Here is a 19,858-nt window from a genome sequence, read left to right on the forward strand (position 1 = left end):
CAGCACATGCAGCGACCTGCGGAGTCCGCAGGCGATGACCCGGGGTCGACCGTGCCCACCGGCCCTTCGGCCCTGTTCGACGTCGCGGACCGGCTGGCGCTGGTGACCGGGTCCTCCCGAGGGCTGGGTCGGGCCTTGGCGCTGACTCTCGCCGACGCCGGGGCCCGCGTGGTGGTGCACGGCCGGGACGCTGAGGCCCTCGAAGCCGTGCGGGCTGAGGCCTCGAGTCGATCCGGTCGCGAGGCGGTGTCGGTCCGCTTCGACGTGACCGACGTCGCGGCCGTGCGGGCCGGGCTGGAGGAGCTCATCGCGGTCCACGGCGTCCCCGACATCCTGGTCAACAACGCCGGCCTGCAGCGCCGCGCGCCGTTCGAGACCTTCGATCCGGAGGACTGGGACGCGCTGGTCGCCTCGAATCTGGACAGCGTCTTCTACGTCTCGCGGCACGTGGTGCCCGGGATGGTCGCCCGCGGGTCGGGCAAGATCGTCAACATCGCCTCGGTCCAGTCGATGCTGGCGCGGGAGACGATCGCCCCGTACTCCGCCACCAAAGGAGCCGTGGCACAGCTGACCAAGGGCATGGCCGCCGACCTGGCGCGCCATGGGATCCAGGTGAATGCGATCTCGCCGGGCTACTTCGCCACGGAGATGAATCGGGCGCTGGTGGAGGACGAGGCGTTCAGCTCCTGGCTGGTGGCCCGCACGCCGGCCCGACGCTGGGGCTCCTTCGAGGAGCTCTCCGGTGCGCTGCTCTTCCTGACCTCTGAGGCTTCGAGCTTCGTGTCCGGGCAGAACCTGTTCGTCGACGGCGGCATGACGGCGGTGGTCTGATGGACAGGCCCAGCGAACGGGATCCCTGGACGACGGGGGAGGCGGGGTCGCGTGAGGTGCGTGCGCTGTTCATCGACGGCGCCGAGCAGGCGCAGGTGCGTCGGACCGTGGTGCCGCCGCCGTCCCCGGGCCAGGTGCGCATCGCCGTCCACCACGTGGGGGTCTGCGGATCCGACCTGCACTACTTCCAGCAGGGGGCCAACGGCGCCTTCGAGGTGCGGGAACCGCTGATCCCGGGGCATGAGCTCTCCGGAGAGGTGGAGCACGACCCGTCCGGGGGCTGGGCGCCAGGAACGCCGGTGACGGTGCATCCTGCGCGGTTCGGGACGCGGGACCCCCGGATCGCCGAGGCGCCCCATCTGTGGCCGGACGGATCGTATCTGGGCAGCGCGTCGACCTGGCCTCATACTCAGGGGGCGCTCACCGAGCTGCTCCTGGTGGACCGGGAGATGGTGCGACCGCTCCCGCGGGAGCTCCCGGTGCGCCGGGCCGTGCTCGCGGAGCCGCTCGGAGTGGCCCTGCATGCCCTCGCCCAGGCGCGGACGGTGGGTGCCGCGGTGCAGGGGGCACGGGTGCTGGTCGCCGGCGCCGGGCCCATCGGTCTGCTGGCGGTCGCAGCGCTCCGCGACGCCGGGGCCGCTGAGGTCACGGTGGCCGATGTCCTGGCGGAGCCGCTGGAAAGGGCGCGCGGCCAGGGCGCCGACGGCGCGGTGGACGTCTCGCGGGAGGAACTCCCTGCCAGCGCGTACGACCTGGTGCTGGAGTGCTCCGGTGCCGCGGCGTCGATCTCGGCGGTGCTGAAAGCAGTGCGTCCTGCGGGCGTCGTGGTGCAGGTGGGCATGGTGCCGGCTGAGCCGCGACCGGTGGATCTGGCGCCGTTCATCGCCAAGGAGGTCCGCTACGTGGGCACCTTTCGGTTCCATGAGGAGATCGACGCCGCCGTGGAGATGCTGGCCAGACGCCCGGAGATCGAGTCGGTCATCACCCATGAGCTCGACCCAGGGGATCCGGCGGTGCTGTTCGCCGCCGCCGGGGACGCCCAGGCGTCTGGGAAGGTGATCACCGCCCGGTGGAGCTGAGCGGAGGCATGTGCCCCTGATTCCGCCCGCCCGACCCTGCCTCGGACCGGCCGCAGCACAAGATGTTGCGGCCGGTTCTGCGTCTGCGGGGCATATCTTCCGTCCCAGCGGGTCGACACGCCGCGACACGCGGTGAGAAAAATCATCCTTCCCGTGGAGGGGCCGATCTCCACAGCTGTGGACCACCGGGGTGCGTCACGCAGGGATCCGCATGAATCCGCGGATCCGTCGGTCCACAGGGGCTGTGCACTCGCCGGTGGACGAACTACACTGGTGTGAGTACAGCATCTAGTGGTGACTACCGTGCCCCGACCCAAGATGTAGTATTGAGGCATTGCTTCCACAGGAACACCCGACGACGACGCCCGCCCCTCGCAGAGGGCGGGAGAGAAGGGGAGGACCATGTCCGTCACCGTCTACACCAAGCCCGCATGCGTCCAGTGCAACGCCACCTACCGCGCCCTGGACAAGAACGGTGTCGCCTACACCTCCGTCGACATCTCGCAGGACCCGGAGGCGCTCGAGCGCGTCCGCGCCATGGGCTACATGCAGGCCCCTGTCGTCATCACCGAGGACGACCACTGGTCGGGCTTCCGGCCGGACAAGATCTCCGGTCTCGCCGAGCGCGCCGAGGCCACCTCGGTCGCCTGATCTCCGACACCGCGAGCGGGGTGGAGAGAGTCTCCCCGCGCATGGACACCCGGCAGGAATCAGTGCGGAGCAGCACCTGAGAACCATCGAGGAGCAGCAGCCATGACCGCAGCAGCCGTGCAGGCGGCCGGCCACGCCGGCGCCGCGGGCGCCCCTGCGGACGGCGGCCCCGGCAGGACGACGGCGGCATCCCTGATCTATTTCTCCTCGGTCTCGAACAACACCCATCGTTTCGTGGAGAAGCTGGGTCTGCCGGCCGAGCAGGTCGCCAGACTCCCGCTCCACACCCGAGAGGAGACTCTGCAGGCCACGGAGCCCTTCGTCCTGGTCCTCCCCACCTATGGGGCGGACGGCGGACGGGGCTCGGTGCCCAAGCAGGTCATCAAGTTCCTCAACGTGGAGTCCAACCGGAGACTCCTGCGTGGAGTCATCGGCGCAGGCAACACGAATTTCCACGAGAGCTACTGCATCGCCGGGGACATCGTCGCCGCCAAATGCGGTGTCCCTCATCTGTACAGGTTCGAACTGATGGGCACTGAGGACGACGTGTCCACCGTCCACCAGGGATTGGAAGAGTTTTGGAAACAGCAGTCACGCCGCTGAAGGACCGTGAATCGCACGCCGGTGCCGCCGGAGAGCAGCTCGCCAAGGAGCTGCCGCCGCAGTGGCAGGGGCTGAGCTACCACGAGCTCAATGCCATGCTGAACCTCTACGGCTCGGACGGGAAGATCCAGTTCGAGGCCGATCAGTTGGCCGCGCGGCAGTACTTCCTCGACCACGTGAACACCAACACCGTGTTCTTCCACGACCTGGACGAGAAGCTGAAGTACCTCGTCGAGAAGGACTACTACGAGGTCGAGACCCTCGAACAGTACAGCCGGGAGTTCATCAACCGGCTCTGGGAGACCGCCTATGCCCGAAAGTTCCGCTTCCCGACGTTCCTGGGCGCCTTCAAGTTCTACACCTCCTATGCCCTGAAGACCTTCGACGGCAAGCGGTACCTCGAGCGCTTCGAGGACCGGGTCTGCATGGTGGCCCTGCATCTGGCACGCGGCGACGAGCAGCTGGCGATGGACATCATGGAGGAGATCGTCTCCGGGCGCTTCCAGCCGGCGACGCCGACCTTCCTCAACGCGGGCAAGAAGCAGCGCGGCGAGCTCGTCTCCTGCTTCCTGCTGCGCATCGAGGACAACATGGAGTCGATCGCCCGCGGCATCAATTCGGCGCTGCAGCTGTCCAAGCGCGGCGGCGGGGTCGCCCTGTCGCTGACCAACATCCGCGAGCACGGCGCTCCGATCAAGCAGATCGAGAACCAGTCCTCCGGCGTCATCCCGGTGATGAAGCTGCTCGAAGACTCCTTCTCCTACGCGAATCAGCTGGGCGCCCGCCAGGGAGCCGGTGCCGTGTACCTCAACGCGCACCATCCTGACATCCACCGATTCCTGGACACCAAGCGGGAGAATGCGGACGAGAAGATCCGCATCAAGACTCTTTCGCTCGGCGTCGTCGTCCCGGACATCACCTTCGAGCTCGCCAAGCGCAACGAGGACATGTACCTGTTCTCCCCGTACGACGTCGAGCGGGTCTACGGCAAGCCCTTCAGTGAGATCTCGGTGACCGAGAAGTACTACGAGATGGTCGACGACGCGCGGATCCGCAAGACGAAGATCAACGCTCGGGAGTTCTTCACCACCCTGGCGGAGATCCAGTTCGAGTCCGGGTACCCGTACGTCATGTTCGAGGACACGGTGAACCGGACCAACCCGATCAAGGGCCGGATCACCATGTCCAACCTGTGCTCCGAGATCCTGCAGGTCTCCGAGCCCAGCGAGTACAACCCGGACCTCGGCTACGCCACGGTGGGCAAGGACATCTCCTGCAACCTCGGCTCGCTGAACATCGCCAAGACGATGGACTCCCCGGACTTCGGGCAGACCATCGAGACGGCGATCCGTTCGCTGACCGCGGTCTCGGACATGTCCTACATCGACTCGGTCCCCTCGATCGCGGACGGCAACCGCCGCTCGCACGCCATCGGCCTGGGCCAGATGAACCTGCACGGCTATCTCGCCCGGGAGCGGGTCTTCTACGGATCCGACGAGGGCCTCGACTTCACGAACATCTACTTCTACACGGTGCTGTTCCACGCACTGCGTGCCTCCAACCGGCTGGCCATGGAGAAGGGTGAGGTGTTCGACGGCTTCGAGGACTCGACGTACGCCTCCGGCGAGTTCTTCGACAAGTACACCGAGCAGGTCTGGGAGCCGCAGACCGAGAAGGTCCGCGAGCTGTTCAGCCACGTGCACATCCCCACGCAGGCCGACTGGCGCGAGCTGAAGGCCTCCGTGATGGAGCACGGCATCTACAACCAGAACCTGCAGGCCGTGCCGCCGACGGGCTCGATCTCCTACATCAACAACTCGACCTCATCGATCCACCCGGTGGCCTCGAAGATCGAGATCCGCAAGGAGGGCAAGATCGGGCGCGTCTACTACCCGGCGCCCTTCCTGACCAACGACAATCTGGAGTACTACCAGGACGCCTACGAGATCGGATATGAGAAGATCATCGACACGTATGCGGCCGCCACGCAGCACGTGGACCAGGGCCTGTCGCTGACGCTGTTCTTCAAGGACACCGCCACCACCCGCGACATCAACAAGGCCCAGATCTACGCGTGGAAGAAGGGCATCAAGACGCTGTACTACATCCGTCTGCGTCAGCTCGCGCTCGAGGGCACCGAGGTCGAGGGCTGCGTGTCCTGCATGCTGTGAGGTTCGGCGGCGGGCCCACCGCGGAGCCCGCCCCGGACGCCCGACACCGCGCCGATCGACACCGCGCCGATCGACACCGCGCCGATCGACACCGCGCCGATCGACACTGACGGAGAGACGAGGGCTGGGCCGAACGGACCCGCCCGGACGAGAAGAGAGACCTCACCCGAGATGACCACATCAGCATCTGCGACGACCTCCTCGACGCTGCTCGACCACGTCGAGGCCATCAACTGGAACCGCATGCCGGACGAGAAGGACGGCGAGGTCTGGAACCGTCTGGTCAACAACTTCTGGCTGCCGGAGAAGGTGCCCCTGTCCAACGACGTCCAGTCCTGGGCGACGCTCACCCCGGAGGAGCAGACCCTGACCATGCGGGTCTTCACCGGCCTGACCCTGCTGGACACCATCCAGGGCACGGTGGGCGCGGTCGCGCTCATCCCGCATGCGCTGACCCAGCATGAGGAGGCGGTGTACACGAACATCGCCTTCATGGAGTCGGTGCACGCGAAGTCCTACTCCTCGATCTTCTCCACCCTGTGCTCCACCAAGGAGATCGACGACGCCTTCCGCTGGTCCCGGGAGAACCCGAACCTGCAGCGCAAGGCTCAGATCGTCATGGACTACTACCACGGGAACGACGGGCTGAAGAAGCGGGTGGCCTCCACGATCCTGGAGTCCTTCCTCTTCTACTCCGGCTTCTACCTGCCCATGCACTGGTCCGCCCACGCGAAGCTGACCAACACCGCCGATGTCATCCGTCTGATCATCCGTGATGAGGCGGTGCACGGCTATTACATCGGCTACAAGTACCAGCGCGCGCTGGAGGCCGAGACTCCGGAGCGGCGTCAGGAGCTGAAGGACTACACCTTCGATCTGCTGTTCGAGCTCTACGAGAACGAGGTGCAGTACACCCACGATCTCTACGACGGCGTCGGGCTGAGCGAGGACGTGAAGAAGTTCCTGCACTACAACGCCAACAAGGCGCTGATGAACCTCGGCTACGAGGCGATGTTCCCCAAGGACGTCACCGACGTGAACCCGGCGATCCTCTCCGCGCTGAGCCCCAACGCCGATGAGAATCACGACTTCTTCTCCGGCTCCGGTTCCTCCTACGTCATCGGCAAGGCCGTGGAGACCGAGGACGAGGACTGGGACTTCTGACGTGACCGTGCAGTCCGGGGGCTCGCAGCAGACGAAGGATGAGACGACAGAGCTCGCTGACGGAGACTTCTTCTATGAGTCTCTCGGCGAGGGCCGGTTCCGCTCCACGATCCATGCCCAGGGGGCGTGGAACCCGCATGAGCAGCACATGGCTCCCGCCACGGGGCTCCTCACGCATGCGCTGGAGAGCTTCCAGCCCCGTGACGATCTGCGGCTGGCACGCCTGAGCCTGGACATCCACGGCATCATCCACGCGGGCGAGATCGAGGTGGTCACCCGGATGATCCGTCCGGGGCGCACCATCGAGCTCGTCGAGGCGGAGATGATCGCTCAGGGGCGCACCGCGGTGGTGGCGCGAGGCTGGCGACTGAAGACCTCGGACACCGCCGAGGTCGCGGCGAGCGAAGACGAGGCCGTGCCGGGGCCCGATCTGATGGAGCCCTGGGAGGGCATGCAGGTCTGGCCCGGCGGCTACATCCGCTCCCTCGAGATCCGTGTGGGGGAGGAACATCGCCCCGGTCGCGGCCTCACCTGGCTGCGCAACCCCTATGAGATGGTCTCCGGCGCGGAGACGTCGTCGCTGGTGCGCCTGCTCGGGATGGTGGACACCGCCAACGGCGTGGCGCCGCGGGTGCCTCCGGGGCCTGAGTCCTGGATGTTCCCCAACGTCGACCTGCAGATCCACCTGCATCGGACTCCGGTGGGACAGTGGCTGGGCGTGCAGACCCGGCAGACCTTCGGTGCCGACGGTGTCGGCCTGACCTCGTCGGTGCTGCACGACGTCGAGGGCCCGTTCGGCCGCGCCGAACAGATCCTCACCGTCCGACCGCTGTGAGGAGCTCCCGACGCCGGACGCGTCCGTCCCAAGAGCTGCAGCTGCATCGACTGGCGGCGTCCCAGGGTGCTGCGGCCGACCTGGCCGGGGCGATCTCGCTGCTCCAGCGCACGCGATCCGGCGGCACCGCCCCGATGCTGCGGATCTATCGCCCTCGCCCGACGGTGGCCTTCGGCCAGCGGGACCAGCGGCTGCCGGGCTTCGACGCCGCCTCCGAGGCGTGTCGGCGACTCGGATTCGAGCCTCTCGTGCGGCGGGCCGGCGGGCGGGCCGCCGCCTATCATCCGGGCTGCCTCGTGGTGGACCACATCGAACCCGACGACGATCCGATCGTGGAGTCCCAGGACCGCTTCGCCGCCTTCGGCGAGCTCCTCACCGCCGCGCTGACCGCCTGCGGGCTGGAGGCGCGCCTGGGGGAGATCCCGGGGGAGTACTGCGCCGGACGGGAGTCCGTGCACGCGGTGGGCCGGGGAGACTCCGGTCCGTGGGCGGCGGATCGGCGCGTCAAGGTCATCGGCACCGCCCAGCGCGTCATCGCCACCGGCTGGCTGTTCTCCTCAGTGATCGTGGTCGAAGGAGGTGCGGAGGTCCGCCGCGTGCTGGGGGAGGTCTACGCGCATCTGGGCATCCCCTGGGATCCTCTGACGGCGGGATCCGCAGACGAACTCCTGCCCGGCCTGACGGTGGACGCCGTGGAAGAGGCGGTGCTGGACGCCTATCGGAGCCATTGGACGCTCCTCGAGGAGGAGAAGACGACGCCGGACCTCGGCTGAGTCCGCGGCGCACTCGCCCGGGGAGTCCGGTGAGCGCGGGAGTCCGGTGAACGTGGGAGTCCGGCCTCAGAGGCTGAGCGCCTGGGGCAGCTCGAGCACGATGCTCACGGCCACCAGCAGATAGAGCAGCACCATGACCACCCACCACCAGTCGGCGGTCAGGCGGCGCAGGGCCTCAGAGGCCGGGATGACGCCGGCGAGGATGTTGCGGGCGGTCACCGCCACCGTCAGAGGGATCACCGCCGCCCAGACGATCATGCAGTACGGGCACAGCGCACCGATGGCGTAGACGGCCTGCGACCACAGCCAGACGCAGAAGCCGAAGGCGAAGAGGACACCGGCCTGGAGCCCGGACCAGTACCAGCGCGGGGGGCGGAGCCCGGCCCACAGCGTGGTGCCGATCGCGATCACCACGGGGAAGCCCACCACGCCGATGAAGATGTTCGGGAAGCCGAAGGTCGCGGCCTGCCAGGAGTTCATGACCTCCCCGCAGGAGACCCATGGATTGATGTCGCAGGCGGTGGAGTGCTCGGCGTCCTGCCACAGCTGGATCCGCTCGTAGAGGAGCAGGAAGCTCGCCACCGCCCCGACGAGTCCGGTGATCACCAGCCACAGGCCCACCGCAGGACGGCTGAACGGGCCGCGCGCCTGAAGGGTGCGGCCGCCGTCGGGGGCCTCCACGGTCGCGGTCTTCTCCACTGCCATGTCCAGCATTGTACGGGCCGAGGCTGAACCGTGAGTCCTCCGGCCCAGGGCATCAGCCTGCTGGGGGACCGAGTGCGGGTGTGCGATACTGAGAATCACCGACGCCCGGACCACACCCGGGGGTCGGACGAGCTTGACTGCTCCGACAGCTGCATATCCGCACCACATGCATGGGCCAGGCGACGCCGGCACCCGTCGTGGACGAGGGACGCCCCCGAGTCTGCACGGATCCGACGAGACGATGGACGACACAGCGCAAGATGCCGCCGCCGACGCCCCAGGAGCCCTCGCGGGCCCCAATACTGCACGCGGGCGGAAGCAGCACGGAGTGAGTGTTCGCGGACAGGCCGTGAAGAGCGCACAGCGAAGGACGCTGTCAGCGCCCGGCATGGTCCGCGAGGCTGCGAGACAGGTTTTTGCAGACATCAAGGATGTGCCCCGGTCGCACCCGCTGTGAGAGAGCGGGAGGGCGTGACCGGAGGAATGACCGTACAAGCAGCCGGCGCGAGGGTGGGTGTGGCAGCCTCGGCGTCGGCATGGAGCAACAGAACAATGTCGCACACAGACACGCCGAACGACGCGGCGTCGACACAGGACACCGTCGGCGCGGACATCTTCAACCCGTTCAGCCCCCCTCCGGCGGACGCGTCGGCAGAGGCCACGAGCGCAGCCCAGCCGGACACCGACACGCCCGAGCCCGCCACGGACAGCGGCACGGACTCCGGCACCGGCGGCGACACGCCGGCCCGCGGGAGTGCCGAGGACGCTCCCGCTCAGGAGGCCGCCGGCCTGGCGTCCGATGCCGCGACCGAGGAGGACGAGGAGTCGGACCAGGACGCGCAGACTGCCGAGGAGGCCCCGGCGGCCGACCCCGTCATGGTCCTGTTCCAGGCCCCCGACCTCTCCGTGGTGGAGAAGGCGCGACGTTCCCGTCCTTCTCGGGAGGACGCGGCAGCCGCCGACGCGGAGTCCGATGACGACGCTCGGGACCGGGACGCTTGGGAGGACCAGGACGACCGAGGGGACGACGGGGCAGACTCCCGCGATGACTCAGTCGGCGAGTCCTCGGGCGGATCTGGCGCCGATGACGACGGCTCCGGCGGACAGCGGCGGTCACGGCGCAAGCGCCGCCGCGGTGGTCGGGGTCGCAGCCGACAGTCCTCGGAGAACTCCGAGACGCCCGAATCATCGGCCAGCTCCGAGGCGTCGCCGTCCGGTGACTCCGGATCCTCCGCTCAGAGCGGGGCCGGAGATGGTGAGAACGGTGAGGAGCCCCGCGACGCCGAGGGCGAGGTGGTCCGCAAGCGTCGGCGCCGTCGCCGTGGTTCGGTGGACATGGAGGTCGCCGGCGGCGAGGGTGACGACCCGGAGCACACGGTGACGCGCGTCCGCGCGCCCCGCGAGGTCTCGGAGTCCTCAGCCCCGACGAAGGTCGCCAGCCTCAAGGGCTCGACGCGCCTGGAGGCCAAGCGTCAGCGTCGTCGTGCTTCCCGGGAGACCGGACGTCGGCGTCAGGTCATCACCGAAGCGGAGTTCCTGGCTCGCCGCGAGTCGGTGGACCGGAAGATGATCGTCCGGCAGAAGGGCGACCGGATCCAGATCGGCGTCCTCGAAGACGGAGTGCTCGCCGAACACTACGTGTCGAACACCCAGCAGGACTCCCTCATCGGGAACGTGTACCTGGGCAAGGTCCAGAACGTGCTGCCCTCCATGGAGGCGGCCTTCGTGGACATCGGCAGGGGCCGCAATGCGGTGCTGTACGCCGGTGAGGTCGACTGGGACGCCGCCAACTTGGACGGCGCCCCCCGGAAGATCGAGAACGCGCTGAAGTCGGGCGACTCGGTCCTGGTCCAGGTGACCAAGGATCCCGTCGGCCACAAGGGGGCACGGCTGACCAGCCAGGTCTCGCTGCCCGGACGGTACCTGGTGTTCGTGCCGGGCGGCTCGATGACGGGCATCTCACGCAAGCTGCCGGACACCGAGCGGTCCCGTCTGAAGAAGATCCTCAAGGAGCAGATGCCGGACAACGCCGGCGTCATCGTGCGGACCGCCGCCGAGGGCGCCTCCGAGGAGGAGCTCACCCATGACATCAACCGGCTCCGTGCCCTGTGGGAGACCATCCAGGCTCAGAAGGCGGACCGGAAGGTCCTCGCCCCGGAGCTGCTCTACAGCGAGCCGGACCTGACCATCAAGGTCGTCCGCGACGTCTTCAACGAGGACTTCTCCTCCATGGAGATCCAGGGTGAGGAGACCTGGGACAGCGTCGAGGCCTACGTGACATACGTGGCGCCCCACCTGCTGGACCGGCTGCACCGCTGGGACCCTGAGGAGCAGAAGGCCGACGACATCTTCGCCCACCACCGCATCGACGAGCAGCTGGCCAAGGCGCTGGACCGCAAGGTCAACCTTCCCTCCGGCGGTTCCCTGGTCTTCGACCGGACCGAGGCGATGACTGTGGTCGACGTCAACACCGGCAAGTTCACCGGCTCCGGCGGGAACCTCGAAGAGACGGTCACCCGGAACAATCTGGAGGCCGCCGAGGAGCTGGTGCGGCAGCTGCGTCTTCGGGACATCGGGGGCATCATCGTCGTCGACTTCATCGACATGGTCCTGGAGTCCAATCGGGACCTGGTGCTGCGGCGGCTGGTGGAGTGTCTGGGGCGGGACCGGACGAAGCACCAGGTGGCCGAGGTGACGTCCCTGGGTCTGGTCCAGATGACGCGCAAGCGCATGGGGACCGGCCTGCTGGAGGTCTTCTCGGAGCCCTGTGAGCACTGCGCGGGTCGCGGGCTGATCACCCATGGGGAGCCGGTCGGCCATGTGCCCTCCTACACCTCCCAGGGGGAGGCACGCTCCGGCAAGGGCCCGAAGAAGCGTCGCAAGAAGGGCGGGAAGGCCTCCTCCGGGGCCGACCAGCAGACCTCCGGCGAGCCGAGCGCTCAGGAGCGCGAGAAGCAGGAGAAGGCTCGTCAGGCGCTGGCCCAGGTCGCCGCGGCGACGACAGGACATACCGAGGACTCCTCGGACGAGACGTCCGGCGGCTCCGGTTCCGGCGGGGGCCAGGACACGTCCGGGCAGACGCGGGAGGACTCCGGCGAGCAGCAGGGCTCGGGCCGGCGACGTCGCGGGCGCAAGCCCCGCCGCGCCACCGGCGGCGGCAGCCTCGCGGCCGCCGGGCAGGATCAGGTCGCACACGGCCACGGCGGGCAGGACGACCAGAAGCCGCAGGAGGTCGCCGGCGGCGGAGACACCCCGGTGCTGACGATCGGCGGCGAGCCGGTCCCGGTGCCTCGAGGGGGCGAGGAGATCGCGGCCCCGTCGTCCGACGAGCGTGCCGCCACGGTCTCGCTGGATTCGCTGGACGAGGCCCTGGCCTCCCGGTCCGAGGCGTCCTCGGCAGACGAGGGTCCCTCGCGGCGCACTGCCGACTCAGAGGCCTCCGGCCGCCCTCGGGGGCGCCGGCGTCGCCGAGCCGCAGGCTCCGCTCAGGGTGCCGCCGGTGAGGTGCAGGAGGTCTCGGCCGAGGTCACCGGGCCGAGTCGGACGTTCAGCAGCACCGAAACGGGGTCCGCTGACTCCGCGGATGCGCAGGCCGGCTCGGGATCCCGGGGCGGGTCGGCCGGTTCAGGAGCCGGTGAGCCGGTGATGCTCGGCGTGGGTGTCAGCGCGGAGGAGATCAGCCAGACCTCCTCCGACGGCGGCTCGGAGTCGGAGACCGAGAACGGTGACGCGCCCTCGACATGATCGGCGTGTCGGAGGGGCCGCTCAGTTGCTGCTGGGCGGTTCTTCCCGTAAAGTAGATCCCTGGTGTCATCGGCACCAGCACGTCTTCTGTGCTCGGAGATGAACGAGTAGACCGCCAGTCAGACGATCCGCATTCCTGAGATGCTCAGGCGTGATGCGAATCCCGCCTGACCGTGGTCGAGTCCTCGTGTCCGACCAGATCAGGAATTTGTCCATATTTGTCATCGAGAGAAGTGAGTCCCAAGTGGTGTACGCGATTGTCCGCGCTGGCGGCCGCCAGGAGAAGGTTTCCGTCGGAGACCTCGTGACCCTTGACCGCGTCCCCGCCGAGGCAGGCAGCACCATTGAGCTGCCGGCAGTGATGCTGGTGGACGGGGACAAGGTCACCACCGCAGCCGACGACCTCGCCAAGGTCACGGTCACTGCCGAGGTTCTGGAGAACGTCCGCGGCAAGAAGGTGGTCATTCACAAGTTCAAGAACAAGACCGGCTATCACAAGCGCCAGGGTCACCGTTCTGAGCTGACCCGCGTGAAGGTCACCTCCATCGCCTGAGCGGCGAGACGACGCACGCTCATCCCGTTCCACACAACCATCCAGCTGAGAGGCAGGCAGACCTATGGCACACAAGAAGGGTGCGAGCTCGACTCGCAACGGCCGTGACTCGAACGCACAGCGCCTCGGCGTGAAGCGTTTCGGCGGCCAGACCGTCAACGCCGGTGAGATCCTGGTGCGCCAGCGCGGCACCAAGTTCCACCCCGGCACCAACGTCGGGCGCGGCGGGGACGACACCCTGTTCGCCCTGGCCGACGGCGCCGTGGAGTTCGGCAGCCGCCGCGGCCGCAAGGTCGTCAACATCGTCCCAGCCGCACAGTGAGTGCAGCGCCGGGCTGAGCTGGGCGCCTTGCGCCCTGCGGGCCCGGACGACTGACTGACAGCAGATCGAGGACGGGCCATCACGGTCCGTCCTCGATCTGTCTTAACAGCCGGAGATGAGACCGGCCCATCGGCCCCTGAGAAGGAGCATCACCATGGCACACTTCGTCGATCGCGTCGTGCTGCACGCCGCAGGCGGTGACGGCGGGCACGGCTGCGTGTCCGTCCACCGGGAGAAGTTCAAGCCGTTGGGCGGCCCGGACGGGGCCGACGGCGGCGACGGCGGCGACGTCGTGCTCGTCGTCGACCCGCAGACCACGACGCTCCTGGACTACCACCACCGGCCGCATCGTCGGGCGGAGAACGGCGGCGTCGGGCAGGGCGGACTGCGTCACGGGCGCCGCGGAGCGACTCTGGAGCTGCCGGTGCCCGACGGCACAGTGGTGAAGGATCGCGACGGCACCGTGCTGGCGGACCTCGTCGGCGCCGGGGCTCGGCACACGATCGCCGACGGCGGACAGGGGGGCCTCGGGAACGCCGCGCTGGCCTCCAAGAAGCGCAAGGCCCCCGGCTTCGCGCTGCTCGGAACCCCCGGCGAGGAGCGCGAGGTCGTCCTCGAGCTGAAGACCGTCGCCGATGTCGCCCTGGTCGGGTTCCCCTCGGCGGGCAAGTCGAGTCTGATCGCTGCGATGAGCGCGGCCCGCCCGAAGATCGCGGACTACCCCTTCACGACCCTGGTGCCGAACCTCGGTGTGGTGCAGGCGGGTGAGACGAGGTTCACCGTCGCCGACGTGCCCGGACTCATCCCCGGCGCGGCGCAGGGCCGGGGTCTGGGACACGAGTTCCTGCGGCACGTCGAGCGCTGCGCGGCACTGGTGCACGTGTTGGACTGCGCCTCCCTGGAGACCGACCGTGACCCGCTGAGCGACTTCGAGGCGATCGAGGCGGAGCTCGCGGCCTACGCGCCCGACGCCGTCGTCGATGCCTCCGGGCACACGGGCGAGGCCGCGATCCCGCTGAATGAGCGTCCGCGTCTGGTGGCGCTGAACAAGACCGACCTGCCGGATGGGGAGGCGATGGCGGACATGGTCCGCGAGGAGCTGGAATCCCGCGGTCTCCGGGTCTTCGACGTCTCCGCGCTGAACCGGTCCGGGCTGCGGGCGATGGGCTTCGCCATGGCCGAGATCGTGGAGGAGGCCCGCCGCCAGCGGGAGGCGCCCTCCGCTCCCGTGCAGGTCACGGTCCGACCGAAGGCGGTGGACTCGAAGCCGTTCACCATCACCCGCGAGGAGAAGGGCGGAGAGCCGCTCTTCCGGGTGCGTGGGGCCAAGCCCGAGCGCTGGATCCAGCAGACCGACTTCAACAATGACGAGGCGGTGGGCTATCTGGCCGACCGCCTGGCGAAGCTCGGCATCGAGGACGAGCTCTTCCGCCAGGGAGCGACTCCCGGAGACGCCGTGGTCGTCGGGGGAGAGGACGGCGTGGTCTTCGACTGGGAGCCGACGATGGTCGGTGGAGCCGAGCATCTGGCTGGACCCCGGGGGAGTGATCTCCGCTTCGAGGATACGAACCGTCCCACCCGGGAGCAGAAGCGTGCCGAGCAGCAGGCCCGCCGTGACGCCAAGGCCGCGGTGCGGGCCGAGATGGAGGCCCAGTACGCCCACTGGGATGCTGAGGAGGACGAAGGCGCCGGTGGGGACGAGGACGAGGTGGAGGTCGTCTACACCCACGGCGATCCTGAGGAGGACCTGCGCATCGAGCACGGTGGACGCTCTGCCGAGGAGGCGGAGGAGACGGGGGAGGGCCGTCGATGAGCACTCCTCGCCTGACCCAGTCGGTCATCACCGAGCGTTCCGAGATCACCCGCGCCCGACGGCTCGTGGTCAAGGTGGGTTCCTCCTCGCTGACGACCCTCGACGGCGGGATCTCCGTGGACGCGCTGAACCGCCTGGTGGACGCGCTGCAGCTGCTGCGTTCCCGAGGGACGCAGGTCGTGCTGGTCTCCTCCGGCGCGATCGCGGCCGGACTGGCCCCGTTGGGACTGGAGCGTCGGCCCCATGACCTGGCCACCCAGCAGGCCGCGGCCGCCGTGGGACAGGGGCTGCTGCTGGCCCACTACAACCGGGCGTTCGCCACATACCGGACCACGGTCTCGCAGGTGCTGCTGACGGTAGAGGACCTGATCAGGCGCACCCACTACACCAATGCCCTGCGGGCGATCGAGAAGCTGCTGAGCCTCGGATCGGTGCCGATCGTCAATGAGAACGACGCGGTGGCCACCCATGAGATCCGTTTCGGAGACAACGATCGCCTCGCGGCGCTGACGGCGAACCTGATCCGCGCCGACGGCCTTGTGCTCCTCTCCGACGTCGACGCCCTCTACGACGGGCCTCCGGAGCAGGGCGGACGCCCTGTGCCCACCGTGCGGGGCCCCGAGGATCTGGAGGGGGTGACGCTGGGCCGACGCGGCAAGGCCGGCGTCGGCACCGGAGGCATGGTCACCAAGGTCGAGGCTGCGCAGATCACAGCCGGCAACGGCATCCCGGCGATGCTGACCTCTGCGGCGCAGGCTCCGCGGCTCTTCGCCGGCGAGGATGTGGGCACCTATTTCGTGGCCCAGGGCCGCCGCCGCGGTGCGCGTTCGGCCTGGCTGGCGCATCTGGCCCACGTCAAGGGACGCCTGACCATCGACGACGGTGCTGTCGCCGCCGTCGTGGACGGGCGACGCTCACTGCTGCCGGCGGGGATCCTGCGGATCAGCGGCGAGTTCGAAGCCTCAGACCCAGTGGAGATCGCCGACCCGCGAGGCGTGGTGCGTGCCCGCGGACTGGTGGGATATGCCTCCACGGAGCTGCCCGGCATGCTGGGACGCTCCACGGCGGACCTGGGCCGGGACATGGGAACCGACTACGAGCGACCGGTGGTCCACACCGATGACATGGTGCGCGTGCCGGTGCTGGGTGGATGACACTGCTGAGAGGACGATCCCCGACGGCGACGGCAGGACCGACCGCCGCATGTGACGCCCGGGGGTGGTCCCCGGGACGACGAGGACTAGGCTGGAGAGCATGAGCGAGAAGCAGAGCACGGAGCAGCAGAGCACGGAGCAGCAGAGCACGGAGCAGCAGAGCACGGAGCAGCAGACCACCGAGAAGCTGACCACCGAGCAGGACGCGGGCCGGGAGTTCGAGGGCGAGACGACCCGGACCGAGGACCAGGACCTGCCAGGAGCGATCCGGGAGCTGTCCGAGCGTGCCCGTGCGGCGTCGAGACGCCTCGCTCAGCTGGATCGGGAGCGGAAGGACCGGACGCTGGCTGCTGTGGCCCAGGGGCTGCGTGAGTCGCGGGCCGCCCTCATCGAGGCGAACCAGAAGGACCTGGATCGCGGTCGGGAGTCGGGGCTGAGCCGTGCCCTGCTGGACCGGCTGGCCCTCGACGAGGCACGCATCGAACAGCTGGCCGCCGCCGTGGAGGAGATCATCGCCCTCGACGACCCTGTGGGTCGCGTCGTGCAGGGTCGCACGTTGCCCAACGGCCTGCGACTGAGTCAGGTGACGGTTCCGCTGGGCGTCATCGGGGTCATCTACGAGGCCCGCCCCAATGTGACGGTCGACATCGCCGCATTGGCGCTGAAGTCCGGTAATGCGGCGCTCCTGCGCGGCGGCTCGGCGGCGCAGAGCACCAATGAGACGCTGCTGGCCGTGATCCGGGACGCCCTGCGGGCCACGGCGGCGCCGGTGGACGCTGTGCTGAGCATCGATGCGCACGGACGAGACGGCGCGACCGAGCTGATGACGCAGGTCGGCTCGGTGGACGTGCTGATTCCGCGCGGAGGCCGGGAACTGATCCAGCATGTCGTGCGCACCTCCCGTGTGCCGGTCATCGAGACCGGTGAGGGCAACGTCCACGTGTTCGTCGATGCCAGCGCCGACCCGTCGATGGCTCGAGACATCGTGGTCAACGCCAAGGCGCATCGGCCCAGCGTGTGCAATGCCGCGGAGACCCTGCTGCTGCATCGGGATGCGGAGGCCGCCGGCCGTGAGGTGCTGCGCGGTCTGCTCCGTGCCGGCGTGGATCTGCATCTGGACCCCCGAGCCCAGGAGTGGCTGCCGGTTCAGGAGCCGGAAGATCCGGCGCGCAGCGGCGTCGAAGGCCAGGTCCTGGAGCTGACGGACGAGGACTTCGCCACGGAGTACCTGGATCTGCAGATGGCCGTGGGCGTCGTCGACTCCCTGGAGGAGGCGATCGAACACATCGGCCGGTGGAGCACCGGACACACCGAGGCGATCATCACGGATTCGGTGGCCCATGCGGACCGGTTCGTGGCGGAGATCGACGCGGCGGCGGTCGTGGTCAACGCGTCGACCCGGTTCACCGACGGCGGAGAGTTCGGCCTGGGGGCCGAGGTGGGGATCTCGACGCAGAAGATGCATGCCCGCGGCCCCATGGGCATGGGCGAGCTGACCACCACCAAATGGATCGTTCGCGGTGAAGGTCAGGTGCGTGGGGCCCGTGCCGAGAGCTCCGCGTTCCCGGGATCCTGCCCGGGGGACTGACGCGCTGACGGTAGACGCCTGCCAGGGCCTTCGGTAGCGTATGTGATGTCGGCCACTCCTTCGCGAGCGGCTGACCACCGCAGACGACGAAGGAGTCATCATGAACCTGGGCGACTACGACTGGCTGGGGCTGGTCGAGAAGGTCGTCATAGCTCTGGTCATCCTTCTGGTCACATGGATCGTGGCCAAGGTAGTCCGATGGGCTGTGGCGAAACTGGTCAGAAGCGTTCCTCTCCTGCAGCGTGGAGGTGATGGCGGCCAGTCCTTGGGCGAGGGGCTCGGCCAGATCGCCTCATTGCTGATCTGGCTGTTCGGCCTGGTGGCGGTCCTGCAGGTGTTCGCCCTGGAACAGGTCCTCACCCCGGTGCAGGAGCTGCTGCAGGTCTCTCTGGGCTTCCTGCCCAACATCATCGCCGCCGGTGTGATCTTCTTCATCGGTGTGGTGATCGCCCGCCTCGTCAAGCAGCTCATCGAGGCGACGGTCGGCAGGGTGAACTTCCACGGGCTGGCGAACCGGGCCAGGTCTGCCGCTGACCGCACCAGTGAGGCGGCAGGGGCTCCGGGTACGGCGGCACCCGCGGGGCAGAGCGGTCCACCGCCTGGCCAGGCGCCGGGTGGCGCCTCAGCCGAGGCCGTCGACGTCAATCGCAGGATCACCTCGACGATCGCCAACATCGTGTTCGCGATCATCGTCATCGTGGTCGGCATCGCCGCTCTGCAGGTACTGGGCATCTCGGCGATCTCGGAGCCTGCCACCGCGATGCTCGACATGATCCTCAACGCCATCCCGGCGATCATCGCCGCAGCGCTGATCCTCGGCGTCGGCGTCCTGATCGCGAAGTTCATCGGAGGCCTGCTCGAGTCGACCTTGGGCAGCATCGGCACCGACCGGTTCGCCGCCACCTTGGGCGTCGAGCCGCAGCAGTCCAGTGTCTCGTCGATCCTCGCGAAGATCGGGCAGGTCGCGATCGTTCTCTTCTTCGCCATCATGGCGGCCAGGGCTCTGAACTTCCCGGAGATCACGCTGATCCTCAACGAAGTCCTGGCGCTCGGCGGCCGGGTCCTCTTCGGCGCGATCATCATCGGAGTCGGCTTCTTCATCGCCAACCTCCTGGCCCGCACCGTGGGAGGCGGGACCGCGAGCACGATCATCCGCTACGGCACGCTCGCGCTGTTCGTGGCGATGGGTCTGCAGTACATGGGGATCGCGGACTCGATCATCAATCTGGCCTTCGGCGCCGTCGTCGTCGGAGGGGCTCTGGCCGCGGCCCTGGCCTTCGGCCTGGGAGGCCGGGACACGGCGGCCCGCACCCTGAAGAGGCTCGAGGACAACAGGGCGAGCACGTCGACGCCGGCAGCCGCGAGTGCCGACGCCACCCGACGGACGGGCGGCGCAGCCCAGGCCGGCGGCGGAACAGGGTCGACGGGCGGAACAGGGTCGACCGGACGCCCTGCGACGCCGCCGCAGTCGCCCCCGAGGACGCCCCCGCAGTCGCCTCCGGGGACTCCACCGTCCGCGCCGCCGCAGGCTCCATGAGGCTGCCGCTGACGCGAGCCTGACAAGGGGTCGGTTCGACCTGTCGGCGCATCGGATCGCTCCGGTGCGCCGACAGGCGAGTCGGCCCCGTCTTCGCGTAGACTTGCGGTGTTCTGAATAGTCCGTAGAGGGAGAGGCATGCTCAACCTGCCGTTCGCCGCCGAGATGCTGGCCGCCGAGGCTGAAGAGGAGATCGCCCTCTTCATGCCCGCCGAGTGGTTCGGCATCATCATGTTCATCGTGCTGATGCTGCTCCTGCTGATCACCGTCGGATTCTCCAGCAAGAGCAAGAGCCCCGCCGCCCGGGAGCACGAGGACCACTGAACGCAGTGCCT

At 68.5% G+C, this 19,858-nt stretch carries 17 protein-coding genes; 16 read left to right on the forward strand and 1 reads right to left on the reverse strand.

All coding sequences use genetic code 11. The features are described 5' to 3' along the window. Positions 1 to 6 precede the first annotated feature (6 nt). The 8 genes from SD455_RS00565 (at position 7) to SD455_RS00600 (ending at position 8,107) form a co-directional block, all read left to right on the forward strand. Positions 7 to 831: a glucose 1-dehydrogenase gene (locus SD455_RS00565; RefSeq protein WP_070162615.1), complete on the forward strand. Its 825-nt coding sequence runs from the start codon at positions 7 to 9 to the stop codon at positions 829 to 831. Then, positions 831 to 1,910, forward strand: a complete 1,080-nt coding sequence (locus tag SD455_RS00570) for a zinc-binding dehydrogenase (protein WP_445506952.1) — start codon at positions 831 to 833, stop codon at positions 1,908 to 1,910. The genes SD455_RS00565 and SD455_RS00570 overlap by 1 nt, the downstream gene beginning before the upstream one ends. Before the next feature lie 402 nt (positions 1,911 to 2,312). Continuing rightward, positions 2,313 to 2,561: a glutaredoxin-like protein NrdH gene (nrdH, locus tag SD455_RS00575; RefSeq protein ID WP_445506953.1), complete on the forward strand. Its 249-nt coding sequence runs from the start codon at positions 2,313 to 2,315 to the stop codon at positions 2,559 to 2,561. Positions 2,562 to 2,663: 102 nt separating this feature from the next. After that, entirely contained in the window at positions 2,664 to 3,164 is a 501-nt protein-coding gene (gene nrdI, locus SD455_RS00580; RefSeq protein WP_445506954.1) for a class Ib ribonucleoside-diphosphate reductase assembly flavoprotein NrdI, read from the forward strand. 50 nt (positions 3,165 to 3,214) lie between these two features. Further along, positions 3,215 to 5,335 (forward strand): class 1b ribonucleoside-diphosphate reductase subunit alpha, encoded by a 2,121-nt coding sequence (gene nrdE, locus SD455_RS00585; RefSeq protein ID WP_445507012.1) that lies wholly within the window; start codon positions 3,215 to 3,217, stop codon positions 5,333 to 5,335. A gap of 171 nt (positions 5,336 to 5,506) precedes the next feature. Beyond that, positions 5,507 to 6,499, forward strand: a complete 993-nt coding sequence (nrdF, locus tag SD455_RS00590; protein WP_311024251.1) for a class 1b ribonucleoside-diphosphate reductase subunit beta — start codon at positions 5,507 to 5,509, stop codon at positions 6,497 to 6,499. A 1-nt stretch (position 6,500) separates the two neighbouring features. Then, on the forward strand, positions 6,501 to 7,334 hold the full coding sequence (locus SD455_RS00595) for a thioesterase family protein (protein WP_445506955.1): 834 nt from the start codon (positions 6,501 to 6,503) through the stop codon (positions 7,332 to 7,334). After that, positions 7,331 to 8,107, forward strand: coding sequence for a lipoate--protein ligase family protein (locus tag SD455_RS00600; RefSeq protein ID WP_442935346.1), 777 nt, complete (start codon positions 7,331 to 7,333; stop codon positions 8,105 to 8,107). The genes SD455_RS00595 and SD455_RS00600 overlap by 4 nt, the downstream gene beginning before the upstream one ends. Positions 8,108 to 8,173: 66 nt before the next feature. Here the strand turns inward: SD455_RS00600 and SD455_RS00605 are convergent, their stop codons facing one another. Further along, a complete protein-coding gene (locus SD455_RS00605) occupies positions 8,174 to 8,812 on the reverse strand; it encodes a vitamin K epoxide reductase family protein (RefSeq protein WP_445506956.1) in 639 nt (212 codons plus the stop codon). Positions 8,813 to 9,364: 552 nt separating this feature from the next. Here SD455_RS00605 and SD455_RS00610 point away from each other — a divergent pair. The 8 genes from SD455_RS00610 (at position 9,365) to SD455_RS00645 (ending at position 19,847) form a co-directional block, all read left to right on the forward strand. After that, the gene (locus SD455_RS00610; protein ID WP_445506957.1) at positions 9,365 to 12,556 is read left to right on the forward strand and encodes an Rne/Rng family ribonuclease; all 3,192 of its coding nucleotides are present in this window, start codon (positions 9,365 to 9,367) and stop codon (positions 12,554 to 12,556) included. 244 nt (positions 12,557 to 12,800) lie between these two features. Next, positions 12,801 to 13,109 (forward strand): 50S ribosomal protein L21, encoded by a 309-nt coding sequence (gene rplU, locus SD455_RS00615; protein ID WP_070158809.1) that lies wholly within the window; start codon positions 12,801 to 12,803, stop codon positions 13,107 to 13,109. A 64-nt stretch (positions 13,110 to 13,173) separates the two neighbouring features. Beyond that, positions 13,174 to 13,431, forward strand: a complete 258-nt coding sequence (gene rpmA, locus SD455_RS00620) for a 50S ribosomal protein L27 (protein ID WP_070158810.1) — start codon at positions 13,174 to 13,176, stop codon at positions 13,429 to 13,431. A gap of 154 nt (positions 13,432 to 13,585) precedes the next feature. Beyond that, complete coding sequence (gene obgE, locus SD455_RS00625; RefSeq protein WP_085437016.1) at positions 13,586 to 15,244, forward strand: GTPase ObgE; 1,659 nt, start codon at positions 13,586 to 13,588, stop codon at positions 15,242 to 15,244. Beyond that, a complete protein-coding gene (gene proB / locus SD455_RS00630; protein WP_445506958.1) occupies positions 15,241 to 16,398 on the forward strand; it encodes a glutamate 5-kinase in 1,158 nt (385 codons plus the stop codon). Before obgE ends, proB begins: the two co-directional genes overlap by 4 nt. A gap of 100 nt (positions 16,399 to 16,498) precedes the next feature. Next, positions 16,499 to 17,986 (forward strand): glutamate-5-semialdehyde dehydrogenase, encoded by a 1,488-nt coding sequence (locus SD455_RS00635; RefSeq protein WP_445506959.1) that lies wholly within the window; start codon positions 16,499 to 16,501, stop codon positions 17,984 to 17,986. 100 nt (positions 17,987 to 18,086) lie between these two features. Next, a complete protein-coding gene (locus tag SD455_RS00640) occupies positions 18,087 to 19,523 on the forward strand; it encodes a mechanosensitive ion channel (RefSeq protein WP_311024258.1) in 1,437 nt (478 codons plus the stop codon). Positions 19,524 to 19,661: 138 nt separating this feature from the next. Continuing rightward, on the forward strand, positions 19,662 to 19,847 hold the full coding sequence (locus SD455_RS00645; protein ID WP_070161602.1) for a hypothetical protein: 186 nt from the start codon (positions 19,662 to 19,664) through the stop codon (positions 19,845 to 19,847). Positions 19,848 to 19,858 lie beyond the last annotated feature (11 nt).

The sequence above is a fragment of the Nesterenkonia sp. K-15-9-6 genome (genome assembly GCF_052656005.1).

Coding starts and splice junctions, on each gene's coding strand:
- SD455_RS00565 (WP_070162615.1), top strand. CDS start 7: ATGCAGCGACCTGCGGAGTCCGCAGGCGATGACCCGGGGTCGACCGTG.
- SD455_RS00570 (WP_445506952.1), top strand. CDS start 831: ATGGACAGGCCCAGCGAACGGGATCCCTGGACGACGGGGGAGGCGGGG.
- nrdH (WP_445506953.1), top strand. CDS start 2,313: ATGTCCGTCACCGTCTACACCAAGCCCGCATGCGTCCAGTGCAACGCC.
- nrdI (WP_445506954.1), top strand. CDS start 2,664: ATGACCGCAGCAGCCGTGCAGGCGGCCGGCCACGCCGGCGCCGCGGGC.
- nrdF (WP_311024251.1), top strand. CDS start 5,507: ATGACCACATCAGCATCTGCGACGACCTCCTCGACGCTGCTCGACCAC.
- SD455_RS00605 (WP_445506956.1), bottom strand. CDS start 8,812: ATGGCAGTGGAGAAGACCGCGACCGTGGAGGCCCCCGACGGCGGCCGC.
- SD455_RS00610 (WP_445506957.1), top strand. CDS start 9,365: ATGTCGCACACAGACACGCCGAACGACGCGGCGTCGACACAGGACACC.
- rpmA (WP_070158810.1), top strand. CDS start 13,174: ATGGCACACAAGAAGGGTGCGAGCTCGACTCGCAACGGCCGTGACTCG.
- obgE (WP_085437016.1), top strand. CDS start 13,586: ATGGCACACTTCGTCGATCGCGTCGTGCTGCACGCCGCAGGCGGTGAC.
- proB (WP_445506958.1), top strand. CDS start 15,241: ATGAGCACTCCTCGCCTGACCCAGTCGGTCATCACCGAGCGTTCCGAG.
- SD455_RS00635 (WP_445506959.1), top strand. CDS start 16,499: ATGAGCGAGAAGCAGAGCACGGAGCAGCAGAGCACGGAGCAGCAGAGC.
- SD455_RS00640 (WP_311024258.1), top strand. CDS start 18,087: ATGAACCTGGGCGACTACGACTGGCTGGGGCTGGTCGAGAAGGTCGTC.
- SD455_RS00645 (WP_070161602.1), top strand. CDS start 19,662: ATGCTCAACCTGCCGTTCGCCGCCGAGATGCTGGCCGCCGAGGCTGAA.